The sequence below is a fragment of the Streptomyces sp. NPDC001717 genome (assembly GCF_042892775.1).
In the GTDB taxonomy this organism is placed as follows: domain Bacteria; phylum Actinomycetota; class Actinomycetes; order Streptomycetales; family Streptomycetaceae; genus Streptomyces.
The window spans coordinates 579784-598828 of sequence record NZ_JBIAUK010000001.1; the positions used below are offsets into that span (position 1 = coordinate 579784).

A 19045-nucleotide genomic window follows, 5' to 3' on the forward strand; every position below is an offset into this window, starting at 1 on the left:
GGCGGAGGGGCGCCCCCCTGGCGGTGGGGCGCCCCGGTCACGCGTTCGCGCGGGCTAGGCGGTGCAGTACTGCGCCTCCTTGCCGATCGAGCGGTACATGCAGTCCGCGTTCTCCAGGAGCTGGAGCACCGCGTCCTTGTTGCGCGCGGTCTCGCGGTCGATGACCTCGTCCGGCGGGTAGAAGCCGCCGCCCCCGCTCGACGGGTACATCTCGAAGGTGTAGGCGAAGATCTTCTGGTTGCCCCACAGCCAGTCGTCGATCGTCCCGTCCGTGATGTACAGGTCGCTCGACTGCTCCGGCGTGTAGCCGTTGCTCGCCGCCATGCTCGTGCCGATCTTCTTGTAGACGGCGAGGTCGTCGGCGGTCAGCCCGGGGGCCGTGTCGTTGTACGTCCAGCCGAAGGGCCACAGCACGAGTTCGCTGTACGTGTGGAAGTCGATCGCGGCCTTGATCTGCTGCTTGCCGCCGACCACCCGGCTGCGCACGAAGTCCGCGACCACCTTCACCTCGGGCGCCGACTCGCCCGCCGCGCCGCGGTAGGTCTCCGAGCCCTTGCTGCCGCTGGAGCCGCCGCAGCAGCCCCACTTGTAGTCCCAGTTGCGGTTCTCGTCCGTGCCGACGCTGGAGGAGCCGGCGTTGGGCTGGCGGTTCTTGCGCCAGGAACGGTAGGAGCCGGTCGCGATGTCGTACTCGCCGCCGTCCGGGTTGAGGTCCGGGACGATCCAGATCTCGCGGCTGTTGACGGCGTTCGTGACGCGGGCGTCGGTGCCGTACTTCGAGCCGAACTCGTTGAGGAGGTAGAGGGCCATCTCCACCGTGAGGTGCTCGCGGGCGTGCTGGTGGGCCGTGAAGAGCACCTCGGGCTCGGCCTCGTCCGTCCCGACGTTGTCGCTGATCTTGATGGCGACGATGTCGCGACCCTGGTACGACTTCCCGATCACCTGCTTGCTCATGATCGAGGGGTACTGCGCGATGCGCTGGTTGATCTCGGCCGTCGCCTCGGCGTAGTTGTGGTACTTCGAGTCGGCGGACGGGAAGTCCATCGGGCTCGCCGCGATCCCGGGCATCGAGCGGTCCGGGGGCCCGGGCAGCGGCTCCAGCGTGTAGCCGAGCGCGCGCAGCTTCTTGGCCTGCGCCGGGTCCGCGCTGACGACGACCGAGCGGGCGTCGACCTCGTCGATGGAGGCGCCGGTGCGCAGCAGGGCCGTGCGCTCGGCCGGGGTGGCCGGGCCCTTGATCTCGTACTGGACGATCGCCTCGTCCTGGGTGGCGGTGGACGGGGTGGGTGGTGGGGATGCCGTCGCGCTCATGCCGTAGGCGGGTGCGCCCAGCGCGAGCGCCAGCAGGGCCGCCGTGACGGCGGCCCTCCGGCGGGTGTGGAGCCGCATGCGTTCTCCTGGGTGGGGAGTGTGGGGGTAGCCGTGCGGATGCCGCACAGCGTGCTCTCGTGGCATGTCCGGGTCAAGGACCGCATGCCTTGAATCGGCCAACCCGGCCCATCAGCCACGCGACCGACGCGGCCGACCCCCACACCTACCCCCTACGGCAGGGCGTGGACCTTGGGACCCACCGAGTTCGACCAAGCACCACCCGCCTTGGCGTCCCAGTTCGTCGACCAGGTCATCGCGCCGCGCAGCCCCGGGTAGGTCTTCGACGGCTTGAAGGAACCGCAGCTCGTTCCCCTGGTCAGGCAGTCCAGGGCGTTGTTCACGATGGTCGGGGAGACGTAGCCGCTGCCCGCGCCGCTGGGGGAGGCGGGGACCCCGATGCCCACCTGGGAGGGATCGAGGCCGCCCTCCAGCTGGATGCAGGCGAGCGCGGTCAGGAAGTCCACCGAGCCCTGCGAGTAGACCTTGCCGTCGCAGCCGTTCATCGAGCCGCTGTTGTAGTACTGCATGTTGACGACGGTGAGGATGTCCTTGATGTTCAGCGCCGTCTTGAAGTAGCCGCCCTGGGTGGACTGCATGTCGATGGTCTGCGGGGCCATGGTGATGACCAGCGAGGAGCCGGCCTTCGCGGACAGGGCGCGCAGCGCCTGCGTCATGTAGGTCGGGTTGAGGCCGTTCTCCAGGTCGATGTCGATTCCGCTGAAGCCGTACTCCTGCATCAGCGCGTACGCCGAGTTCGCGAGGTTGGTCGCGGAGGTGGAGTCGTTGACCGAAATGGTGCCCTTCTCGCCCCCGATGGAGAGGATGACCGACTTGCCGGCCGCCTTCTTCGCGGCGATGTCCGCCTTGAACTGGGCCACGGTGTATCCGCCGAGGCCGGCCGAGTCGAGGTTGAAGGCGATCGCACCGGGCGTGGTCGTGGCGTCGGCGAAGGAGACGGCGATGATGTCGTACTGGGCCGAGACGTCGGAGATCTTCTGGACCGTCGCCCCGTTGTCGAAGTTCTGCCAATAACCCGTCAGCGCGTGCTTGGGCACCGTCGGGTTGGGGTTCGGGTTCCCGCCGCCGGTCGTGGTGCCGGTCACCGGGGCGGACTTCGGGCCCTCGCCCGCCGCGTTGTAGGCGCTCACCTGGAAGGAGTACGAGGTCGACGCGGCCAGCCCGGTGATCTGGGCGGAGGCGGCGCTCACCGTCTTGACCCGGACGCCGTCCTGGTAGACGTGATAGCCGGTGGCCCCGCTGACGGCGCCCCACGAAAGGGTGAGCCCGTCGGAGGTCTGGCCGGAAACGGCGGTCCCCGCCGGGGCGCCCGGGACGGACGGGCCGGGGTCGGTGCCGCCGCCCCCGTCGGGGCCGAAGACGCTGAACTCGTCGACGAAGTAGGCCGGCTGGCCGTACCAGCCGTGGGTGTAGACGGTGACCTGGGTGGTGCTCGGGCCGGTGGTGAAGGTGGTCGAGAGCTTCTGCCAGCCGGCGCCCGAGCCGGGCGTCCAGGTGGACACGTCCTGCGTGCCGGTGCCGGTCGCGCCGAGGTACACGTAACTGCCCTGGACCTGCGTGCTGAGCGTGTACGTCGAGTTCGGCTTGACCGTGACGGTCTGGCTGCAGCGGGCGTTGTCCTGGCCCGCCGGAGTGGCCTTGAGGGCGCCGGCCCCCGTGTGGACGGGGGAGGAGACGGAGGCGCCGCTTCCGCCGGAGCAGGACCAGTTGGCCAGGCCGGACTCGAAGCCTCCGTTGCGGGCGACGTTGACGTCCGCCGCTTGTGCCGTACCGGTCGCGAGGGCCGTGAGCCCGCCCGCGGCGAGCACGGCTGTCATGGGCAGGACGAGGGAGCGTATGCGGTTCACGTGGGCTCCGTGGGGGGAGTGAAGGGATGTCAGGGTGAGTGGGGCACCCCGCTCACAAGTTGGTCCAGACCAATCCTCGTGTCAATAGTCTTTGCGAAGTGGCCTGAAGTGATCGGTCCGCCGATCCCTGTTGTCCGGGTTTCCGGCCACCTGTGACACGTGCTGTCGGTGCGGGAATCACCAAGGCCCTGACCTGCCGGGGGTGGCGCGGTTATGGTGCTGGTTCCAGGGGGATGCGCATCGCACGTTTGCGGTCGCGCAGGGGTGAGTACCGGGCGAGCACCGGGTGAGTACGGGGTGAACGGGGGGATTCGCGTGCCGACCGCCATCGCTGTCACCAGCGCAGACCTGGTACTTCCGGCCCCCGACCGGCACACGCCCGGAGCCGCCGTGCTCCATCCGCCCGGGCAGCTCGACCTCGACGGCGCACTCGCCGAGACCAGTGGGCTCCTGGAACGGCACGGCCACCTCGTGGCCGTCGTACCGCCCTGGCTGCCCGCCGAGACCGGCCGGCGGCTGCACACCGTACGGGCCATCCTGGAGACCGACCGGATCGCCCTCCTGCCCATCGATCTGCCGCCGCTGGGAACGGCCCTGCTGGTCCGTCAGCTGCGCCAGCTCACCGTCTGCGACTTCAGCCCCGGCGTCATAGCCTCCGCGGCCCGGCTCCTGTCGCACTACATCTACGCGGGCGCGCTGCTGGGCTCCGTCGCCAAACTCGACCGGATCCCCGTCGGCCTCAAGGCACACGCCCGCTCGTGGTCGCCGAGCGCGCAGTTCGCCGTACTGGCCCACCCGAAACCGCACCTGGCGAAACTGGGGACGCAGGAGAAGCAGGACAGGCAGGACAGGCAGGGCAAGCAGGACAAGGCCGTGAAGGTCATCCCGCCCGGCCCCGAGTTCGCCACGCACCTCACCTTCGCCCGCGGCCAGCTCGCCTCCGAGTGGGTCACGACCGAACTCGCCCCGGCCTGGCAGGTGCAGGGCGTACTGGAGAACCCGCTGCCGGCCGGGTCGCCCGGCTTCTGGGGCACGGCGAAACTCGTCGAGTTCGCCGCCGGCATCCCCGACCTGGGGGTGCTCTACCAGCTCGTCGCCTCGGTCCGCCGGGAGCAATGCCGCTGGTGCGGGCTCGAACTCATCGGAGACCGTTGCGGCTTCTGTTCGGCACCCCTGGCCGCACCGCCGCCGGCCCAGGCCGCCCGATCCAGACCCTGACCCCCGCACGCCCGCACGAACGAAGAACGGCGAGGCAGTAAGGCCCGTAACGGGATCTTCCTCCAAAAGGAGGGGGCTGTCAGCCGTAGCAGTTGATGGCCGCCGTTACCAGCACCAGCCAACAACGCATTTTGGAGGTGAACGAAGTTGGCTACGTACCGCGTAGGACAGAAGACCGACCGAGCTGTGCTTCCTCAGCAGCTCGCTCTCGAATTCGAGTCAGCAGACATCCCCCGGATCGGGGACGAAACGGGACTCGAAGGCCGTGAGGCATCCGGCGCGGTACATGTGCGAGGGGAGATGCCCGACGCTTCACCTGATGCCGGGCGCGTCACCCCCAACCTCAAGGTTGGGGAGAAGGCCCGTGAGGGCCACCCTGTCGTGTTCGTCCTGGATGTACACGGCACACCGCTGCAACCGACCAGCCCCGCCAGGGCTCGCAGGCTGCTCAAGAGGGGCCGGGCGGTCGTTGCCCGGCACACTCCGTTCGTGATCCGTCTCAAAGACCGCACGGTCGCCGAATCGCAGGTGGACGGCGTGGAGCTCGGTATCGACCCCGGCTCGAAGTGCACAGGCATCGCCGTATTCACCGCGAAGGACGGTGAGCGCCGCGGCTTGTACGCGGTCGAGCTCGCCCACCGGGGTGCCGTCATCCGGGACAAGCTCACCGCTCGTGCCTCCTACCGGCGCGGCAGGCGATCCCGGAACTTGCGCCACCGCGCCCCCCGCTTCTCCAACCGCACCCGCCCCAAGGGCCGGCTCGCCCCGTCGCTGCGCCACCGCGTGGAGACCACCATGTCGTGGGCGTCGCGGCTCGCACGCTGGGCGCCCGTCCGTGCCGTGCATGTGGAACGGGTCGCGTTCGACACGCACGCCATGTCCAACGGTGGGCCGTTGCAAGGTGCCGAGTACCAGCACGGCACCTTGCACGGCACGGAAGTCCGCGAGTACTTGTTGGCCAAGTGGGGCCGGACCTGCGCCTACTGCGGCATCACCGGGGTGCCGTTGAACATCGATCACATCCACCCCCGCTCGCGCGGCGGCAGCGACCGCATCTCCAACCTGTGCACCGCGTGCGTGCCCTGCAACGAGAAGAAGTCCAACCAGCCTGTCGAAGACTTCCTCAACAATGCCCCGCGCCAGTTGGCCCGCATCCTTGCCCAGGCCAAAGCCCCGCTCCAGGGCGCGGCAGCCGTCAATGCCACCCGCTGGGCACTGTGGCACGCCCTAGTGGCCGAGTTCCCCGTGGTGCGTGCCGCATCGGGCGGCCGCACCACATGGAACCGGCAGCGGACCGGCATGCCTAGGACTCACACCCTCGACGCGCTGTGTGTCGGCGAACTCGACATCATCACGCGCGCCCCGGCCTGCGTCCTCGCCGTCACCGCTACCGGACGGGGCGCATACACCCGCACCCGCACCGACAAGCACGGCTTCCCCCGCCTCCGCCTGCCGAGGCAGAAGCAGTTCTTCGGCTACCAGACCGGAGACCTCGCCCGGGCGGTCGTGCCCAGTGGCAAGAAGACCGGCACTCACACCGGGCGGATCGCCGTCCGCGCCACCGGCAGCTTCAACATCAAGACCGCACACGGACTTGTTCAGGGCATCGGTCACAAGTACTTCCGTCTCTTGCAACGAGCAGACGGCTACGCCTACGTCACCCGACCCGAAGGACCCACCGAGAGATGAACTCACGCCAGCGCCGCGGCGTCATCCTGCTGATCCTGTCGGTCCTGTGCGCCCTGGCCGCCTTCGCCGGAGTCCTGGTGGTGATCGGCGACGTCAACTCCAAGGTGGGGGCGGAGGTCGTCGCCTACCGCGCCAAGGGCGACATAGCCCCGTACACCCCGCTCACGGCAGGGCAGTTCGAGGAAGTGAAGATCCCCAAGCGCTGGCTGTCCGACACCGCCGTCACCGACCTCGGCGCCCTCAAGGACAAGATCGCGCTCACCGGGCTGAAGCAGGGCTCGCTGCTCCAGAGCGACATGTTCGTCGACAAGCCGCAGCTCCAGGCCGGCGAGCAGGAGATCGCCATCATGATCGACGCGTCGACGGGCGTGGCGGGCAAGATCACCCCGGGTGCCAAGGTCAACATCCTGGGCACCTTCAAGGGCAAGAAGCAGACGGACCCCGACGTGTCGGTGGTCATGGTGGCCAACGCGCGCGTCATCAACGTCGGCCGGCTCACGCCCCTGGAGAAGGACGGAGACAAGAAGGGCCCCGCCGAGGCCGTCCCGATCACCTTCGCCCTGAACACCAAGGACACCCAGCGCGTCGCCTACGCCGAGTCCTTCGCGGAGCACGTGCGGCTGTCCCTGGTGGCCCCCGGAACCGATTCGGCGGTCAACCCCGGCGACCGCATGTACACCCTCGAAGGGGACAAGTGAGGCCCGGATGACCACCCGAATCCTCCCCGCGGTCGGCGACCCGGACGCCGTGCGCGTCATCGTGACGCTGCTCAGCCAGCTCCCGTCCGCGGAACCCGCCGCGCCGGTCGCCGACTCGACGACCCTCCTCGACACCCTGGGCCGCCTCGCCGCCGACTCCCTCGACGAACTCCCCGAGGTGGTCCTGGTCCACGAGCGCATCGGTCCGGTGCCCGCCCTGGAACTCATCCGCGAGGTCGCGCTCCGCTTCCCCGCGGTGGGCGTCGTCCTGGTCTCCTCCGACGCCGGCCCCGGCCTCTTCTCCGCCGCGATGGACTCCGGAGCGCGAGGCCTGATCGGCCTGCCGCTCTCGTACGAGGAACTCGCGGCCCGCGTCCAGGCCGCCGCCCAGTGGTCGGTGGGCGTACGCCGCCACCTGGGCGGCCGGGGCGCGGGCGGCGACGTCCCCACCGGCCCGGGCGGCCGCGTGGTCACCGTCACCGGGGCCAAGGGGGGCGTGGGCACCACCTTCACGGCGGTGCAGTTCGCCCTGGCGGCGGCCGCGTCGGGGCGGCGTACGGCACTGGTCGACCTGGACCTCCAGGCGGGTGACGTCGGCTCGTACCTGGACGTCCAGTTCCGCCGCTCGGTCGCCGACCTCGCCGGCATCCAGGACATCTCGGCGAGGGTCCTCCAGGACGCGGTGTACGAGGACCGCACCGGCCTGGCCCTCCTCCTCGCCCCGGCTGAGGGCGAGCGAGGCGAGGAGGTCGACGAGAGGGCGGCCCGCCACATCGTGGGCGCGCTGCGGGCCCGCTACGAACTGGTCGTCATCGACTGCGGGACCCAGGTGACGGGCGCGAACGCGGCCGCGGTGGAGACGGCGGACGTGGCGGTGCTCGTCACCACACCGGACGTGGTCGCGGTACGGGCGGCGAAGCGGATGGTCCGGATGTGGGAGCGGCTCCAGGTGCGCAAGCCGGAGGACACCGCGATGGTGGTCAACCGCTGGAGCAAGCACACGGAGATCCAGCCCGCCCTGATCGAGAAGATCACCAAGACCCGCGCGACGAGGACCCCCGTCCCGGCGGCCTTCAAGGAACTGCAGGCGGTGGTGGACGCGGGGCGCGTGCAGGACCTGGACAACCGCTCGACGGTGAAGCAGGCGCTGTGGGCACTGGCGGGCGAGCTGGGGCTCCTGTCGGCGCCGGACGGTACCGGACCGGGTGCGGCTCCGGCGGGCGCGGCGGTGGCGGTCCGGGCGTCGGGGCCGGTGGCGCGGCTGCGGCGCGGGCGGGAGGGCTGAGCGATGCCGTCACGGAGAGCGGGCCGGGGGGACCGGTGGGACCGGGGCCAGGTCGCGGTCGAGTTCGTCGGCATGGTCCCGCTGATCCTGCTGATCGTGGCGGCGGTGTGGGAGTGCGTGCTGATCGGGTACGCGTTCTCGCTGGCGGGCAACGCGGCGGACGAGGCGGCGCGGGCGGGGGCGGTGAAGGGGGACGCGGCCTGCTCGACGGCGGCGCGCAAGCACATCGGGGAGGCGTGGAACCTCAAGGTCGCCTGCGGGCCCTCCGGGGACATCTACCGGGCCAAGGTCACCCTCGCCATCCCGGTCTTCTACCCGGGGCTCAACTTCGGCGGCATCGACGGCACGGGCGGCGCGGCGATGGAGAAGGAGTGACGTGAACCGAATCCGGAACCGAAACCGGCGCTCCGACCGGGGCCAAGTGGCCCTGGAATACATCGGATTCATTCCGATCCTGCTGTTCGTCGCGCTGTGCGGGATCCAGCTGGGCTGGGTCGCGTACGTCCACGAGCAGGCGGACACCGCGGCCCGTACGGCGGCACGCGTGGAGGCCCGCAACGGCAGCGGCGGGGAGGCGGCGGGGGTGGCGGCCGTCAGGGAAGGCATCGGCGTGAAGGTGACGGTCACCAAGAACTCCGACGCGGTCACCGCCGTCGCCACCATCCACATCAACACCATCGTTCCGGGCCTCGAACTCGACGATGCCAGGGCCACGGCGATCATGCCCAACGACGACCCGAAGGGCACCCGACCATGAGCCTGCGCTCCCGGGTCAACACCCCGGACGACCGCCACAGCCCCCGCGAGGACGGCCGCCTGGTCTCCTCCTACCGGGCCAAGCTGCTGGAGGAGATCGACCTCGCCGAGATGTCCGCGCTCGCGCCCGCGGAGCGCCGGGCGCGCCTGGAACGCGTACTCGGCCACATCATCAGCCGCGAGGGCCCGGTCCTCTCCACCGTCGAGCGCGCCCAGCTGATCCGCCGGGTCGTCGACGAGGCCCTCGGCCTCGGCGTCCTCGAACCGCTCCTCGAAGACCCCTCGATCTCCGAAATCATGGTCAACGGCCCCGACCAGATCTTCGTCGAGCGCGCCGGCCGGGTCGAACAGCTCCCCATCCGATTCGCCTCGCACGAACAACTGATGCAGACGATCGAACGCATCGTCTCCACCGTCAACCGCCGTGTGGACGAGGCCAATCCGATGGTCGACGCCCGCCTGCCCAGCGGCGAACGCGTCAACGTCATCATCCCCCCGCTCTCCCTCACGGGCGCCACCCTCACCATCCGACGCTTCCCGCGCGCCTTCACCCTGCACGAGATGATCGCGCTCGGCTCGCTCGACGAGCAGATGCTGCTCCTGCTCTCCGGCCTCGTCGCATCGAAGATGAACGTGATCGTCTCCGGTGCCACCGGCACCGGCAAAACCACCCTCCTCAACGCCCTCTCCGGCCTGATCCCGGAGGGCGAGCGCATCATCACCATCGAGGACTCGGCCGAGCTCCAGCTCCAGCAGGCCCATGTCATCCGCCTCGAATCCCGCCCGCCGAACGTGGAGGGCAAGGGCCAGATCACCATCCGCGACCTCGTACGCAACTCCCTGCGCATGCGCCCCGACCGCATCATCGTCGGCGAGGTCCGAGGCGGCGAGACACTCGACATGCTCCAGGCGATGTCCACCGGCCACGACGGCTCCCTGGCGACCGTCCACGCCAACAGCTCCTCCGACGCCCTCACCCGCCTCCAGACCCTCGCCTCCATGTCGGAGGTGGAGATCCCCTTCGAGGCGCTCCAGGACCAGATCAACAGCGCCGTGAACGTCATCGTCCAGCTGACCCGCTTCGGCGACGGCTCGCGCCGCATCACGGAGATCTCCATCCTCGAATCGCACGGCCGCGAGCCCTTCCGCATCACGACGGTCTGCCGCTTCGCGGCCCAGCCCCTGGGCGCGGACGGCCGCATCCACGGCTACTTCGAGTACTACCCGCTGCCGCGACGCATCGCGGAACGGCTCTACATGAACAACCAGCCCATCCCGCAGGCCTTCGGGGTCGCGCTGCCGGACGACCCGCTCACCACCCCGCACATCACACGGACCGCCCTGTGAACCCACTCATCCTCATCACCCTCGGCGCCACGCTGCTGGCCTGCGTGTTCGTGATCCTCGGCCTCCAGGCGTACGCGGCCGGCCGCGCTCAGCGGGCAGCCCTGATCGAACGACTCTCCGCGAGCGGAGCCCCGGAGCCCCTCGGCCGACGCCGCCGGTTCCCCGGGGTGGACCGTCGGCTGCGCAGGACCACGCTCGGCCGCCGTATCGAGCTCAAGCTGGCGACGACCGGCCTGGACCTCACGCCCGGCGAGTTCTTCGTCTACATGCTCGCCTCGATCGCGGGCGTCTGGCTCATCGCGGCCGCCCTGCTGGCCCCCTTCTTCGGACCGGTGGCGGGCGCGATCGGCGTCTGGGCGGCGAACGCCTTCCTCAACTGGCAGCGGAGCCGTCGTACGGAACGCTTCATCAACCAGCTGCCCGACCTGGCCCGCATCCTCGCCAACGCGACTCAGGCCGGCCTGGCCCTGCGTACGGCCATCGGGATCGCGGCGGAGGAACTGGAGGCCCCGGCTGGGGAGGAACTCGGGCGCGTGGCGAACCGCCTCGCGGTGGGCCACTCCATCGAGGACTCCCTGGGCGAACTGACGGAACGCCTTCCCTCCCGTGAGCTGGTCGTCCTCGTCTCGACCCTCGTCCTCTCGGCCCGTGCGGGCGGCGCGATCGTGGACAGCCTGCGGAACCTGACGGTGACGCTGGAGCAGAGGAAGGAGACGCGCCGCGAGATCCGCACGCAGCTCTCCCAGGTGACGGTGACGGCGTACCTGGTACCGGCGATCGGCCTCGGCTCGCTGCTGCTGGTGGACACGATGATGCCGGGGGCGCTGGACCGGATGACGGGGGCGTTCGTCGGGCAGACGGCGGTCCTGATCTCGCTGGGTCTGTTCACCCTCGGCTTCCTCCTCATCCGCCGGCTGTCGAAGATCGACGTGTGAGGGGAGCGGGGCGATGATCGGACTTCTGCTGGCACTGGCCGTGGCCCTTTCGGTCCTCGGGGCCTTCCACGGCATCCGCCTCTATCGCGCGGACGTGAAGCTCCCGACGGACCTCGCGCTCGCCCTGGAGGTGGGTGCCACCCGTACGACGGCGGTGGGGTCTCTGGTCGACCGCATGGGCATTCGGTGGGCGCCGATGGTCCTGAAGGCGATGGGACCGAACCGGGTGGCCGCCAAGCGCCGCCAGATCGACATGGCGGGCAACCCGGCCGGCCTGACGATCGACCGCTATGCGGCGAGGCGGGCGGTGTACGGCTTCCTGGGCGCGCTGGGCGCCTTCTCGATGCTGATCAACGGGCAGCTGGTTCTGGCGTTGCTCATGGTGGCCTTCGGCCTGTTCTGGATGGAAGTCGGCCTGTGGTCGGCGACCCGGATCCGCCGGGACCACATCGAGCGCACGCTGCCGGACTTCCTGGACGTGCTCGCCGTGGTGGTCAGTGCGGGGATCGGCTTCCGGCAGGCGCTGGATCGGGTGGCGGACAAGTACGAGGGGCCGTGGGCGGACGAAATCCGCATCACGCTCCAGCAGATGGACATGGGCGTCAGCCGCCGGCAGGCCTTCGACGAGCTGCGCCGCCGCAACGACAGCGAACAGGTCGCGCAGTTCGTGACGGCCCTCCAGCAGGGCGAGGAGCTCGGCTCCCCGATCGTGGACACGCTGATCGCGATCGCAGAGGACATGCGCCGCACGGACGCTCAGAACGCCCGCAGGCGCGCTGCCAAGGCCGTCCCGAAGGCGACGTTCGCGGTGACCACGTTCATGCTGCCGGGGACGCTGATCCTGCTGGTCTGCGGCTTCGTCTACGGCGCGAACATTGACTTCGACGCACTGTTCGGGGGTGGCTGAGCCGTGGCACGACTGAGTGTGCTGATTGCCGACGACGACCCGGTCATCAGGGCGGGCCTGGCGTCCATTCTGTCCGAGACCGAGGACATTGAGGTGACAGCCCAGGCCGCGGACGGTCGAGAGGCGCTGAGCCTGGCGCGCCGGCACGCGCCGGATCTGGTCCTGCTGGATGTCCGGATGCCGGGTGTGGACGGAATCTCCGCACTGCCGCACCTGGTGCAGTTGGCTCCCGTGCTGATGCTGACTTACAGCCAAGAGGCCGAAATCGTGCGCGAGGCATTGCTGTTGGGGGCCGGTGGCTATCTCGTACACGGTGAGTTCACCACTGATGAGCTGTTGCGCGCGGTTCGAGACGTGTCGGTGGGTCGCCCGCACTTCACCCCGACGGCGGCGAGCGCGTTGCTCGCGGAGCTCCGGGCCTCTTCGCATCCGCAACGAGATGTGTCACAGTCTACTGAGCGACTGAACAACTCTGTTGTGTTCGGCTTGAGTTCGCGGGAGGAGGAGATCATGGATCTGATCGCGTCCGGGATGAACAACCAGCAGATCGCCTCCGCCTGCTTCATCAGCGAGAAGACGGTCAAGAACCACATCAACCGGATCTTCGCGAAGCTCCAGAGCGCGACGCGGAGCGAGGCGATAGCCCGGTGGCTGGGAACCGCTCGTCCAGGAGTGTCCGGTCATGGGTAGACAGAGTGCGCAGTGGGTCCGTAATTGGGTCCCGGGACCCTTGGTTACGAGAGGTAACTCGCCGTACCGTCCGCGAATCGACACCGGTACCGGCCCGGGAGGGGACCCCCATGTCACAGAACGTGCTGCTGAAGACTGCTGTGCAGGCACGGATCAGGGTGAACGGCTGGACGGACACGGCCGTGACGAGGATCCGCAAGCGGTACGCGGGCGTCGACCGTGGCCAGACCGCATTCGAATACCTGGGCATCATCCTGGTGGTCGTCGTGATCATCGGAGCGATCGTCGGCTCGGGCATCGGATCGGAGATCACCAAGCGGATCAAGGACGCGGTGACGAACATCAAAGCTGGCTAGTGGATACCTGTGGGAGGCGTGGGCCTGACCGAGGTCAGGCCCTCCCGATCTATGTGCTGGTCGTAGCAGGGCTGCTCTTCGCGGCGCTTGCCTTCTTCGTCATCGGCCAAGCATCTGTCACGCGCAGCGATGCCCAGGGTGCAGCAGATGCTGCGGCCTTGGCGGCTGGGCGCGAGGCTAGAGACAGAGTGCTCTTCAAACTCGATCTTGCTGAAGTTAAGCCCGAAGACTGGAAGAAGATCGTCGATGGCGAGTTCTTCAAAGCTGGCGAGGCGTGTGCCGCAGCCCAAGCCTTCGCCTTGAAGAACGACGCAACGGCAGAGTGTGAGCCCTCCCTCCCGCGGTTCACTGTAACCGTGGAGACGAAGCGGACGGTGGGGGACTCGGTGATTCCTGGAACCAGCGACATGCATGGAACCGCAAAAGCTACGGCCTTGATCGAACCAAAGTGCCGTCTGGGTTCGGCCCCTACGCCGGGCCCCACCCCCACACCCTCAGGTGGGGGTGGCTCACCGGCCCCTACGCCTACCACGTCAACGGTGAACTTCCAATGCGGTGAGGAGCTGGTGAAGCTCGACCCCCTGAATCCTGGCTCGCTCACTGCATTGACCAGAAAGCTGTTCAGCGTCCGACTTGTCGGCTGACATGGAACGAGAGACAAGGAAGCGTTCATAGATGAGCATTCGGCGCATGGTGAAGGTCCGTGGGGGAATGGCTGCTGCCGGTGCAGTGGTCATGGTCGTCACGCTGGCCGGGTGCGGTGGTGACGACAGCAAGAAGCCGAGTGAGCCGCAAAGTTCCTCGGCGTCCCAGCTCCAGGGAGCGGGATCTCAGAAACCTGGGGCGAGCGTGAGTCAGAGCTCGGAACCGACCGAAGCGATTGCCACGTTGAATGGACAGGCGGGCATGGTCCTGGCTATCAACTCGGTGAAGCGTGACCCGGGCGGATTCCTCACTGTCACCGGACAGATAAAGAACACTGGTAGCGCCCCTTACAACGACACCGTTGCCTGGCGTGGGATCGAGCTGAAGGGGACTGGCGAGTCGGTGGCCGGGGCCACCTTGGTCGACAAGGTCGGCAAGAAGCGCTACTACGTGCTTCGCGACACGGAGTCCAGGTGCCTGTGCACCACAGGTGTTTCCAGTGTCGACGCTGGCCAAGCGATCCCCTTCTTTGCCCAGTTCCCTGCACCGCCAGCTACCACCAGCGAGATGGAGTTCAGCCTCCCGACCTTTGTCACGGCGACCGTCAAGATCTCTGGGTGACACCATGACTACACGCCACCGCGCCACTGCATCTACGGTCGTCGTCGGGCTGGTCGTCGCTGGCGCTCATTTCATCGGTGCGACGAGCGCGCACGCCGATGATGTGAAGCCCTCCGTACCGCCTGGCACGGAGCCATCGGCCTCCCCACCCGTCCCCATCGACCCCAACGCCCCCGGGCTCAAGATGCCCCAGGGCGGCACCCTCGCGCCCATCAAGGTGCTGGACATCGCCGAAGTCGTCGAAGACCTCGGCGGCGAGCAGCGGCGCCAGGAGACGAACCAGACGGTCATGATGGCGCTGCAATCCGAGGTCCTCTTCCCCGAGAACAGCGCCGTCTTCAACGCCCAGGCCGCCGCCCGCATCCAGGCCATCGCGCAGGAGATCAACACCCAGAAAGCCACCCGCATCCGAGTCTTCGGCTTCACCGACGACCAGGGCAGCTACGAACACGGCAAGGAGCTCTCCAAGCAGCGCGCCGACGCCGTCCAGGCCGAGCTCGCCAAGACCGTCACCAACCCCAGCGTCGTCTTCGACGTCCGCGGTTACAGCGAGGACTACCCCATCGCCGACAACAGCACCGAGGAAGGCCGCAAGAAGAACCGCCGCGTCGAAATCACCTTCCCGCGCGGTGCGACCGGCGCGGCCGGGTAGCTCGCGAGGCGGCCGTACGGGAGCGGCCGGCCCGGCGGGAGGTCGGTTCGCGGCTCGCGGTGCACATCGAGCGCAGCCTGCCGGCCGGGCCGCGGCCCGGTGAGGTGGTGGTGCCGGGTCAGTCGGTCAGCAGGTGGTCCGCCCGGCCGGCCTTGATGGCCCGGATCAGTTCGCGGAGGGCGTCCGTGGTGTCGGTCAGGTAGGCGTCCTCCCTGCCGGCGATGGCGATGTAGCTGTTGCCGTCCCCGTCGACCCCGATCCGGTAGCAGTTGTTGCCCTCCGCGCAATACGGCTCTTCCCATACGACGTCCGGCATGCGTGACTCCTCAGAGTTCGCGGGCGATGGTGTGGATGAGGTCTCTGGAGGCCTGCGTGTCGAGCGTATGCTCGCTCATCCAGTTCATGTGAGCGTCGTACTTGGCCAGTTGGCCGGGGTCATGACTGAATTCCGGGCCGTGGGCCGAGTCCAGCTGAACGGTGTCCAGTTGAGGTACCGGCCCGTGCGCGTACATCACGGCGTGGCCCGCTCCGGGGAACTCCCCGACCTCGACGGGCAGGACGCGCAGGGTGATGTCGTCCCGCTCGGACATGAGGCACAAGTGCTCCAGTTGCTCGCGCGTCGCGCGGCGTCCGCCGAACTGCATCCGCAGGGCGAGTTCGTGGACGTACCCCGTGTACGGCACCGGGACGTCCCGTTCGAGGATCCGTTGGCGCTGCATGCGGTGGGCGAGCCGTAGCTCGACCTCCGACGTGGGCAGAGCCGGGATGGCCGAGCGGAACACGGCACGGGCGTAGCCGCTCAGGTGCAAGAGACCGGGCAGGTGCACTGTCTGGACCGTCCGCAGGCGGGTCGCGTGCCACTCCAGTTCCGCCACGTCGAGCAGTCCCTGTGGCAGCGCACCCCGGTACTGCTCCCACCACCCGCGCGTACGGTGGTCGGCCATCTCCGCAAGGGCGCCGACGTAACGCTCGTCAGTGCAGGCGTAGTTGGCGGCCAACAGGCGTACGCGTTCTGGCGAGGTGGCCCGCGTCCCCGCCTCCATGTTGGAGACCTTCGTGCGGTCCAAGCCCAGCAGGCCGCCGGCGTGGTCGGTCGTCACGTTCGCGGCCGTCCGCATCTTGCGCAGCTCGGCGCCGAGGCGCTGTTGCCGAACGGTGGGCGTCGCTCTGGTTGGCATGCGGGCCAGTGTGCCGCGCGGAGGCGCTGAGGGTCCATTGGGGAGGCAATTGCCCGGATGTGGTGACACTAGACCCCCTCGCTGCTCTACAGTGGGTAACGCACCGCTCACGTAAGGCGAATCGAAGCGCATCCCCATGCCCGCCCGGGGGACGAGCCACGGTCGCCGCGTTGCCGCCTGCGTACGGACACACGTGAGCCCTCGTGCGCGTCGAGCTTCCGAAGCCAATCCGTCCGTACACGCTGACGACTTGGGAGCCGAAGATGCTCACCCCGTACCCCTACACGTCCCCCTCCGCCTGCCCCGTCGCCCCGGATTCCGGGCCCGGCCCCGCCCCCGACGAGGCGGAGCTCTCGTGCAGCATGACCCTGCCCGCCTCCCCCCGCTCCGCGGGCATCGCCCGGCAGGCCGTGCGGGCCGCGTTGCGGGCCTACGCGCTCGATCCCCTCGAACCGACCGCCGTGCAGGCCGCCTCCGAACTCCTCGGCTCCGCCTGGCGGATGGACCCGTACGGGGAGCTCTACCTGTCCGTCCGCTACCGCGACGACGCCCTGCGCGTCATCGTCTACGACGGCCATCCCACCCACGCCCACCCCCGTCTCGCCGCGCTCTGCGAGGCCCGCCGGCGCTCCACCCTCCGGGTGTTCTCGGCGCTCGTGCGCGACCACGGTGGCGACTGGGGGCTCGGCCCCTCCCGGGAGCCCGGTGGTGGGACCCGCACCTGGGCCACGCTGCCCCATCGGTCACATGGGTCGCAGCCACCGCAGCCGTCGCAGCTACCGCAGCCACCGCACCAGTCGCATCAGCCACATCAGCCGCCGAACGGGTGAGGGAAGATCGTTTCTCCGGTCAACACGGCGTGGCGGTACGACACTCTGGTGCGATGCGCCTCCGTCACTGCATCGCCGCCGTCCTCACCACCGCCGCACTCGTCGTCACCCTGCCCACGTCCGCAGGCGCAGCCACCGGTACCTTCGGCTACATCTCGCCCGAGTCCGGGGGCCTCGACATCATCTCCCCGGCCAACGGGGAGTGCAGGCTCCTTCTCCATGGCGCGAGCAGCGCGCTCAACGGCACCAATGCGACGGCGACCCTCTACTCCGACCGCGGCTGCGAGGAGCCGCTGGTCGCAATGGCGCCGGGCGAGGCGCGCGACTTCGGCGGGGTCACTCCACACAGCGTGATGTTCGGCTAGTGCTCACATCGTGGTGAAGTGCGTCAGGAAGCCGTCCGGTTGAGCGTCGGCGTCTTCGCGTGTGCAGAGGGCGACGGGGTATGCCCGTGATCGTGGGCACTTACACCTTTCGCGACGAAGCCGAACACCTTTACGTGAACCCACCGGTCCGTCGCTCTGAGTATCGATGTCGCGCTCCCTAAGGTCCGTTCCGAGGCAGCCGTTCGGCAAGCCTGTGACCTGCGCAAGGAGTCAACTGATCATGTCCGCACCCGTCGTCGACATCTGGGGCCCGGTTGCCCCCGGGGCCCGTTCCTCGTTTCCGCCCGCACCGCAGCCGCATGACGAATGGGCACTGGGCGGTGGGAACGCCTGGGTCTACTACAGCCCGCTGAACCGCCGGCAGCTCATCCGGCCCGTCATCCTCTCCGACGGCTTCTCCGGCGGGTCGAGCGACCTCGACCAGCTCTGGCACGGTCTGGAGGAGAACGACGACTTCCGGTTCATCTCCGAACTCCACGCGACCGGACGGGACGTGATCATCCTCGGCTACACCGACCGGACGGCGTCGATCACGGACAACGCCGACACCGCCATCGAGTGCATCCGCCGGGCCATCGCCGAGCGGGTGGGCGGCTCGAAGCTGGTCGTGGGCGGGTTCAGCATGGGCGGACTGGTCACCCGCTACGCGCTGGCCAAGATGGAGCAGGACCCCTCGCTCCCCGACCACGAGACGTCCCTCCACCTCTCCTACGACACCCCGCACGAGGGCGCGTGGTTCCCCGTCGCGCTCCAGGCGTTCACCCACTTCGCGACGGACGAGTGGGGTGACTCTCCCACCCTGGGGCCCGTCCTGCGCCAGTTCTCCGGGCTGCTCAACAGCCCGGCCGCGAAGCAGATGGCGCGGTGGCACATCGGGAAGGTCGGCGAGACCCCGAAGCCGGCGTCGGAGCGGGTGGCGTTCCTCAAGGCGCTCGACGAGCTCGGGGGATGGCCTCGGAACCTCCGCAAGATCGGTGTCGCCAACGGGGTGGACACCGGCACGGGCAACGGCGTCAAGCCCGACGCGACCGCGGTGAGGTGTGACGGCGAGACGCTGCACGACACCTGGCTCAAGACGCAGGCGCAGGGAGACCAGCAGGTCGCCCGCCTGCAGAAGACCGGCGGTGAGCCGGTGTCCGTCCGTACGAGCGGACTGCCCGACATCGACGGTGCTCCCGGAGGCCTGTTCACCGTGCAGTCCCCCGCGGGCGACACGGGCAGCTTCGGCCTGGCGGCCCTGCTCATGACGCTCCTCGGCAACACCGTGGACCCGGGCGTCATCACCACGTCCTGCTTCATCCCGGCCATCAGTGCCGTCGCCGCCGGTGACATCAACGACCCGAAGGCCCTCTACCGGCCGATCACACGGGACGACAGCGCCCTCGACGCCTTCATGTGTGCCGGCCGCAACGAAGGACACACCACGATGACCCAAGAGCTCGGCGAGTGGATCGTGAACGAGATCGCCACGAGCGACTGACCACCGCCGGGGGGGGGGGGGGGGGGGGGGGGGGGGGGGGGGGCGGCCCCCCCCCCCCCCCGCGCCGCGCGCCCCCCCCCCCCCCCGCCCCCCGCCCCCCCCCCCGCCCCCCCCCCCCCGCGGGGGCGGGGGGCGG

At 69.1% G+C, this 19045-nt stretch carries 21 protein-coding genes; 17 read left to right on the forward strand and 4 right to left on the reverse strand.

Annotation, left to right across the window (positions count from 1 at the left end; translation table 11 throughout):
• Nucleotides 1-54: 54 nt before the first annotated feature.
• On the reverse strand, nucleotides 55-1389 hold the full coding sequence (locus ACFYZL_RS02895) for a M14 family metallopeptidase (protein ID WP_384743263.1): 1335 nt from the start codon (nucleotides 1387-1389) through the stop codon (nucleotides 55-57).
• 152 nt (nucleotides 1390-1541) lie between these two features.
• Nucleotides 1542-3206: a chitinase gene (locus ACFYZL_RS02900; RefSeq protein WP_388675862.1), complete on the reverse strand. Its 1665-nt coding sequence runs from the start codon at nucleotides 3204-3206 to the stop codon at nucleotides 1542-1544.
• A 345-nt stretch (nucleotides 3207-3551) separates the two neighbouring features.
• On the opposite strand from ACFYZL_RS02900, the gene ACFYZL_RS02905 reads away from it, so the two are divergent.
• The 14 genes from ACFYZL_RS02905 (at nucleotide 3552) to ACFYZL_RS02970 (ending at nucleotide 15035) form a co-directional block, all read left to right on the forward strand.
• Nucleotides 3552-4454 carry a hypothetical protein gene (locus ACFYZL_RS02905; protein WP_384743260.1) on the forward strand — a complete coding sequence of 301 codons (903 nt, stop codon included), beginning with the start codon at nucleotides 3552-3554 and terminating at the stop codon, nucleotides 4452-4454.
• Between the two features lie 300 nt (nucleotides 4455-4754).
• Nucleotides 4755-6143 carry an RNA-guided endonuclease IscB gene (gene iscB, locus ACFYZL_RS02910; RefSeq protein WP_388675448.1) on the forward strand — a complete coding sequence of 463 codons (1389 nt, stop codon included), beginning with the start codon at nucleotides 4755-4757 and terminating at the stop codon, nucleotides 6141-6143.
• The gene (gene cpaB / locus ACFYZL_RS02915) at nucleotides 6140-6841 is read left to right on the forward strand and encodes a Flp pilus assembly protein CpaB (RefSeq protein WP_384743258.1); all 702 of its coding nucleotides are present in this window, start codon (nucleotides 6140-6142) and stop codon (nucleotides 6839-6841) included. The genes iscB and cpaB overlap by 4 nt, the downstream gene beginning before the upstream one ends.
• Before the next feature lie 7 nt (nucleotides 6842-6848).
• The gene (locus ACFYZL_RS02920; RefSeq protein ID WP_388675451.1) at nucleotides 6849-8126 is read left to right on the forward strand and encodes a CpaE family protein; all 1278 of its coding nucleotides are present in this window, start codon (nucleotides 6849-6851) and stop codon (nucleotides 8124-8126) included.
• Nucleotides 8127-8129: 3 nt separating this feature from the next.
• The gene (locus ACFYZL_RS02925; protein ID WP_384743250.1) at nucleotides 8130-8501 is read left to right on the forward strand and encodes a TadE/TadG family type IV pilus assembly protein; all 372 of its coding nucleotides are present in this window, start codon (nucleotides 8130-8132) and stop codon (nucleotides 8499-8501) included.
• Nucleotide 8502: 1 nt separating this feature from the next.
• On the forward strand, nucleotides 8503-8883 hold the full coding sequence (locus ACFYZL_RS02930; protein ID WP_384743247.1) for a TadE/TadG family type IV pilus assembly protein: 381 nt from the start codon (nucleotides 8503-8505) through the stop codon (nucleotides 8881-8883).
• Nucleotides 8880-10229 carry a CpaF family protein gene (locus ACFYZL_RS02935; protein WP_384743245.1) on the forward strand — a complete coding sequence of 450 codons (1350 nt, stop codon included), beginning with the start codon at nucleotides 8880-8882 and terminating at the stop codon, nucleotides 10227-10229. Before ACFYZL_RS02930 ends, ACFYZL_RS02935 begins: the two co-directional genes overlap by 4 nt.
• Nucleotides 10226-11164, forward strand: a complete 939-nt coding sequence (locus ACFYZL_RS02940; protein ID WP_384743242.1) for a type II secretion system F family protein — start codon at nucleotides 10226-10228, stop codon at nucleotides 11162-11164. The genes ACFYZL_RS02935 and ACFYZL_RS02940 overlap by 4 nt, the downstream gene beginning before the upstream one ends.
• 16 nt (nucleotides 11165-11180) lie before the next feature.
• Nucleotides 11181-12071 carry a DUF5936 domain-containing protein gene (locus ACFYZL_RS02945; RefSeq protein ID WP_388675865.1) on the forward strand — a complete coding sequence of 297 codons (891 nt, stop codon included), beginning with the start codon at nucleotides 11181-11183 and terminating at the stop codon, nucleotides 12069-12071.
• 3 nt (nucleotides 12072-12074) lie between these two features.
• On the forward strand, nucleotides 12075-12761 hold the full coding sequence (locus tag ACFYZL_RS02950; RefSeq protein ID WP_388675456.1) for a response regulator: 687 nt from the start codon (nucleotides 12075-12077) through the stop codon (nucleotides 12759-12761).
• 110 nt (nucleotides 12762-12871) lie between these two features.
• Nucleotides 12872-13117: a hypothetical protein gene (locus tag ACFYZL_RS02955; RefSeq protein WP_388675459.1), complete on the forward strand. Its 246-nt coding sequence runs from the start codon at nucleotides 12872-12874 to the stop codon at nucleotides 13115-13117.
• Entirely contained in the window at nucleotides 13117-13761 is a 645-nt protein-coding gene (locus ACFYZL_RS02960; RefSeq protein WP_388675462.1) for a pilus assembly protein TadG-related protein, read from the forward strand. The genes ACFYZL_RS02955 and ACFYZL_RS02960 overlap by 1 nt, the downstream gene beginning before the upstream one ends.
• A 31-nt stretch (nucleotides 13762-13792) precedes the next feature.
• Nucleotides 13793-14383, forward strand: a complete 591-nt coding sequence (locus ACFYZL_RS02965; protein WP_388675465.1) for a hypothetical protein — start codon at nucleotides 13793-13795, stop codon at nucleotides 14381-14383.
• A gap of 4 nt (nucleotides 14384-14387) precedes the next feature.
• Nucleotides 14388-15035 (forward strand): OmpA family protein, encoded by a 648-nt coding sequence (locus ACFYZL_RS02970; protein WP_388675468.1) that lies wholly within the window; start codon nucleotides 14388-14390, stop codon nucleotides 15033-15035.
• 118 nt (nucleotides 15036-15153) lie between these two features.
• Here ACFYZL_RS02970 and ACFYZL_RS02975 read toward each other — a convergent pair whose 3' ends face one another.
• Both ACFYZL_RS02975 and ACFYZL_RS02980 read right to left on the reverse strand, forming a co-directional pair.
• The gene (locus ACFYZL_RS02975) at nucleotides 15154-15351 is read right to left on the reverse strand and encodes a hypothetical protein (protein WP_384743229.1); all 198 of its coding nucleotides are present in this window, start codon (nucleotides 15349-15351) and stop codon (nucleotides 15154-15156) included.
• A gap of 10 nt (nucleotides 15352-15361) precedes the next feature.
• Complete coding sequence (locus ACFYZL_RS02980) at nucleotides 15362-16213, reverse strand: helix-turn-helix domain-containing protein (protein ID WP_384743227.1); 852 nt, start codon at nucleotides 16211-16213, stop codon at nucleotides 15362-15364.
• Between the two features lie 263 nt (nucleotides 16214-16476).
• On the opposite strand from ACFYZL_RS02980, the gene ACFYZL_RS02985 reads away from it, so the two are divergent.
• The 3 genes from ACFYZL_RS02985 (at nucleotide 16477) to ACFYZL_RS02995 (ending at nucleotide 18909) form a co-directional block, all read left to right on the forward strand.
• The gene (locus ACFYZL_RS02985) at nucleotides 16477-17043 is read left to right on the forward strand and encodes an ATP-binding protein (RefSeq protein WP_388675472.1); all 567 of its coding nucleotides are present in this window, start codon (nucleotides 16477-16479) and stop codon (nucleotides 17041-17043) included.
• Nucleotides 17044-17096: 53 nt separating this feature from the next.
• Complete coding sequence (locus ACFYZL_RS02990; protein WP_384743221.1) at nucleotides 17097-17408, forward strand: hypothetical protein; 312 nt, start codon at nucleotides 17097-17099, stop codon at nucleotides 17406-17408.
• Nucleotides 17409-17649: 241 nt separating this feature from the next.
• The gene (locus ACFYZL_RS02995) at nucleotides 17650-18909 is read left to right on the forward strand and encodes an esterase/lipase family protein (protein ID WP_384743219.1); all 1260 of its coding nucleotides are present in this window, start codon (nucleotides 17650-17652) and stop codon (nucleotides 18907-18909) included.
• Nucleotides 18910-19045: the final 136 nt, after the last annotated feature.

Bases quoted from the DNA above. Each gene is read 5' to 3' on its own strand.
- ACFYZL_RS02895 (WP_384743263.1), bottom strand. From the start codon at position 1,389: ATGCGGCTCCACACCCGCCGGAGGGCCGCCGTCACGGCGGCCCTGCTG.
- ACFYZL_RS02900 (WP_388675862.1), bottom strand. From the start codon at position 3,206: ATGACAGCCGTGCTCGCCGCGGGCGGGCTCACGGCCCTCGCGACCGGT.
- iscB (WP_388675448.1), top strand. From the start codon at position 4,755: ATGCCCGACGCTTCACCTGATGCCGGGCGCGTCACCCCCAACCTCAAG.
- cpaB (WP_384743258.1), top strand. From the start codon at position 6,140: ATGAACTCACGCCAGCGCCGCGGCGTCATCCTGCTGATCCTGTCGGTC.
- ACFYZL_RS02920 (WP_388675451.1), top strand. From the start codon at position 6,849: ATGACCACCCGAATCCTCCCCGCGGTCGGCGACCCGGACGCCGTGCGC.
- ACFYZL_RS02925 (WP_384743250.1), top strand. From the start codon at position 8,130: ATGCCGTCACGGAGAGCGGGCCGGGGGGACCGGTGGGACCGGGGCCAG.
- ACFYZL_RS02935 (WP_384743245.1), top strand. From the start codon at position 8,880: ATGAGCCTGCGCTCCCGGGTCAACACCCCGGACGACCGCCACAGCCCC.
- ACFYZL_RS02955 (WP_388675459.1), top strand. From the start codon at position 12,872: ATGTCACAGAACGTGCTGCTGAAGACTGCTGTGCAGGCACGGATCAGG.
- ACFYZL_RS02965 (WP_388675465.1), top strand. From the start codon at position 13,793: ATGAGCATTCGGCGCATGGTGAAGGTCCGTGGGGGAATGGCTGCTGCC.
- ACFYZL_RS02970 (WP_388675468.1), top strand. From the start codon at position 14,388: ATGACTACACGCCACCGCGCCACTGCATCTACGGTCGTCGTCGGGCTG.
- ACFYZL_RS02975 (WP_384743229.1), bottom strand. From the start codon at position 15,351: ATGCCGGACGTCGTATGGGAAGAGCCGTATTGCGCGGAGGGCAACAAC.
- ACFYZL_RS02980 (WP_384743227.1), bottom strand. From the start codon at position 16,213: ATGCCAACCAGAGCGACGCCCACCGTTCGGCAACAGCGCCTCGGCGCC.
- ACFYZL_RS02985 (WP_388675472.1), top strand. From the start codon at position 16,477: ATGCTCACCCCGTACCCCTACACGTCCCCCTCCGCCTGCCCCGTCGCC.
- ACFYZL_RS02990 (WP_384743221.1), top strand. From the start codon at position 17,097: ATGCGCCTCCGTCACTGCATCGCCGCCGTCCTCACCACCGCCGCACTC.
- ACFYZL_RS02995 (WP_384743219.1), top strand. From the start codon at position 17,650: ATGTCCGCACCCGTCGTCGACATCTGGGGCCCGGTTGCCCCCGGGGCC.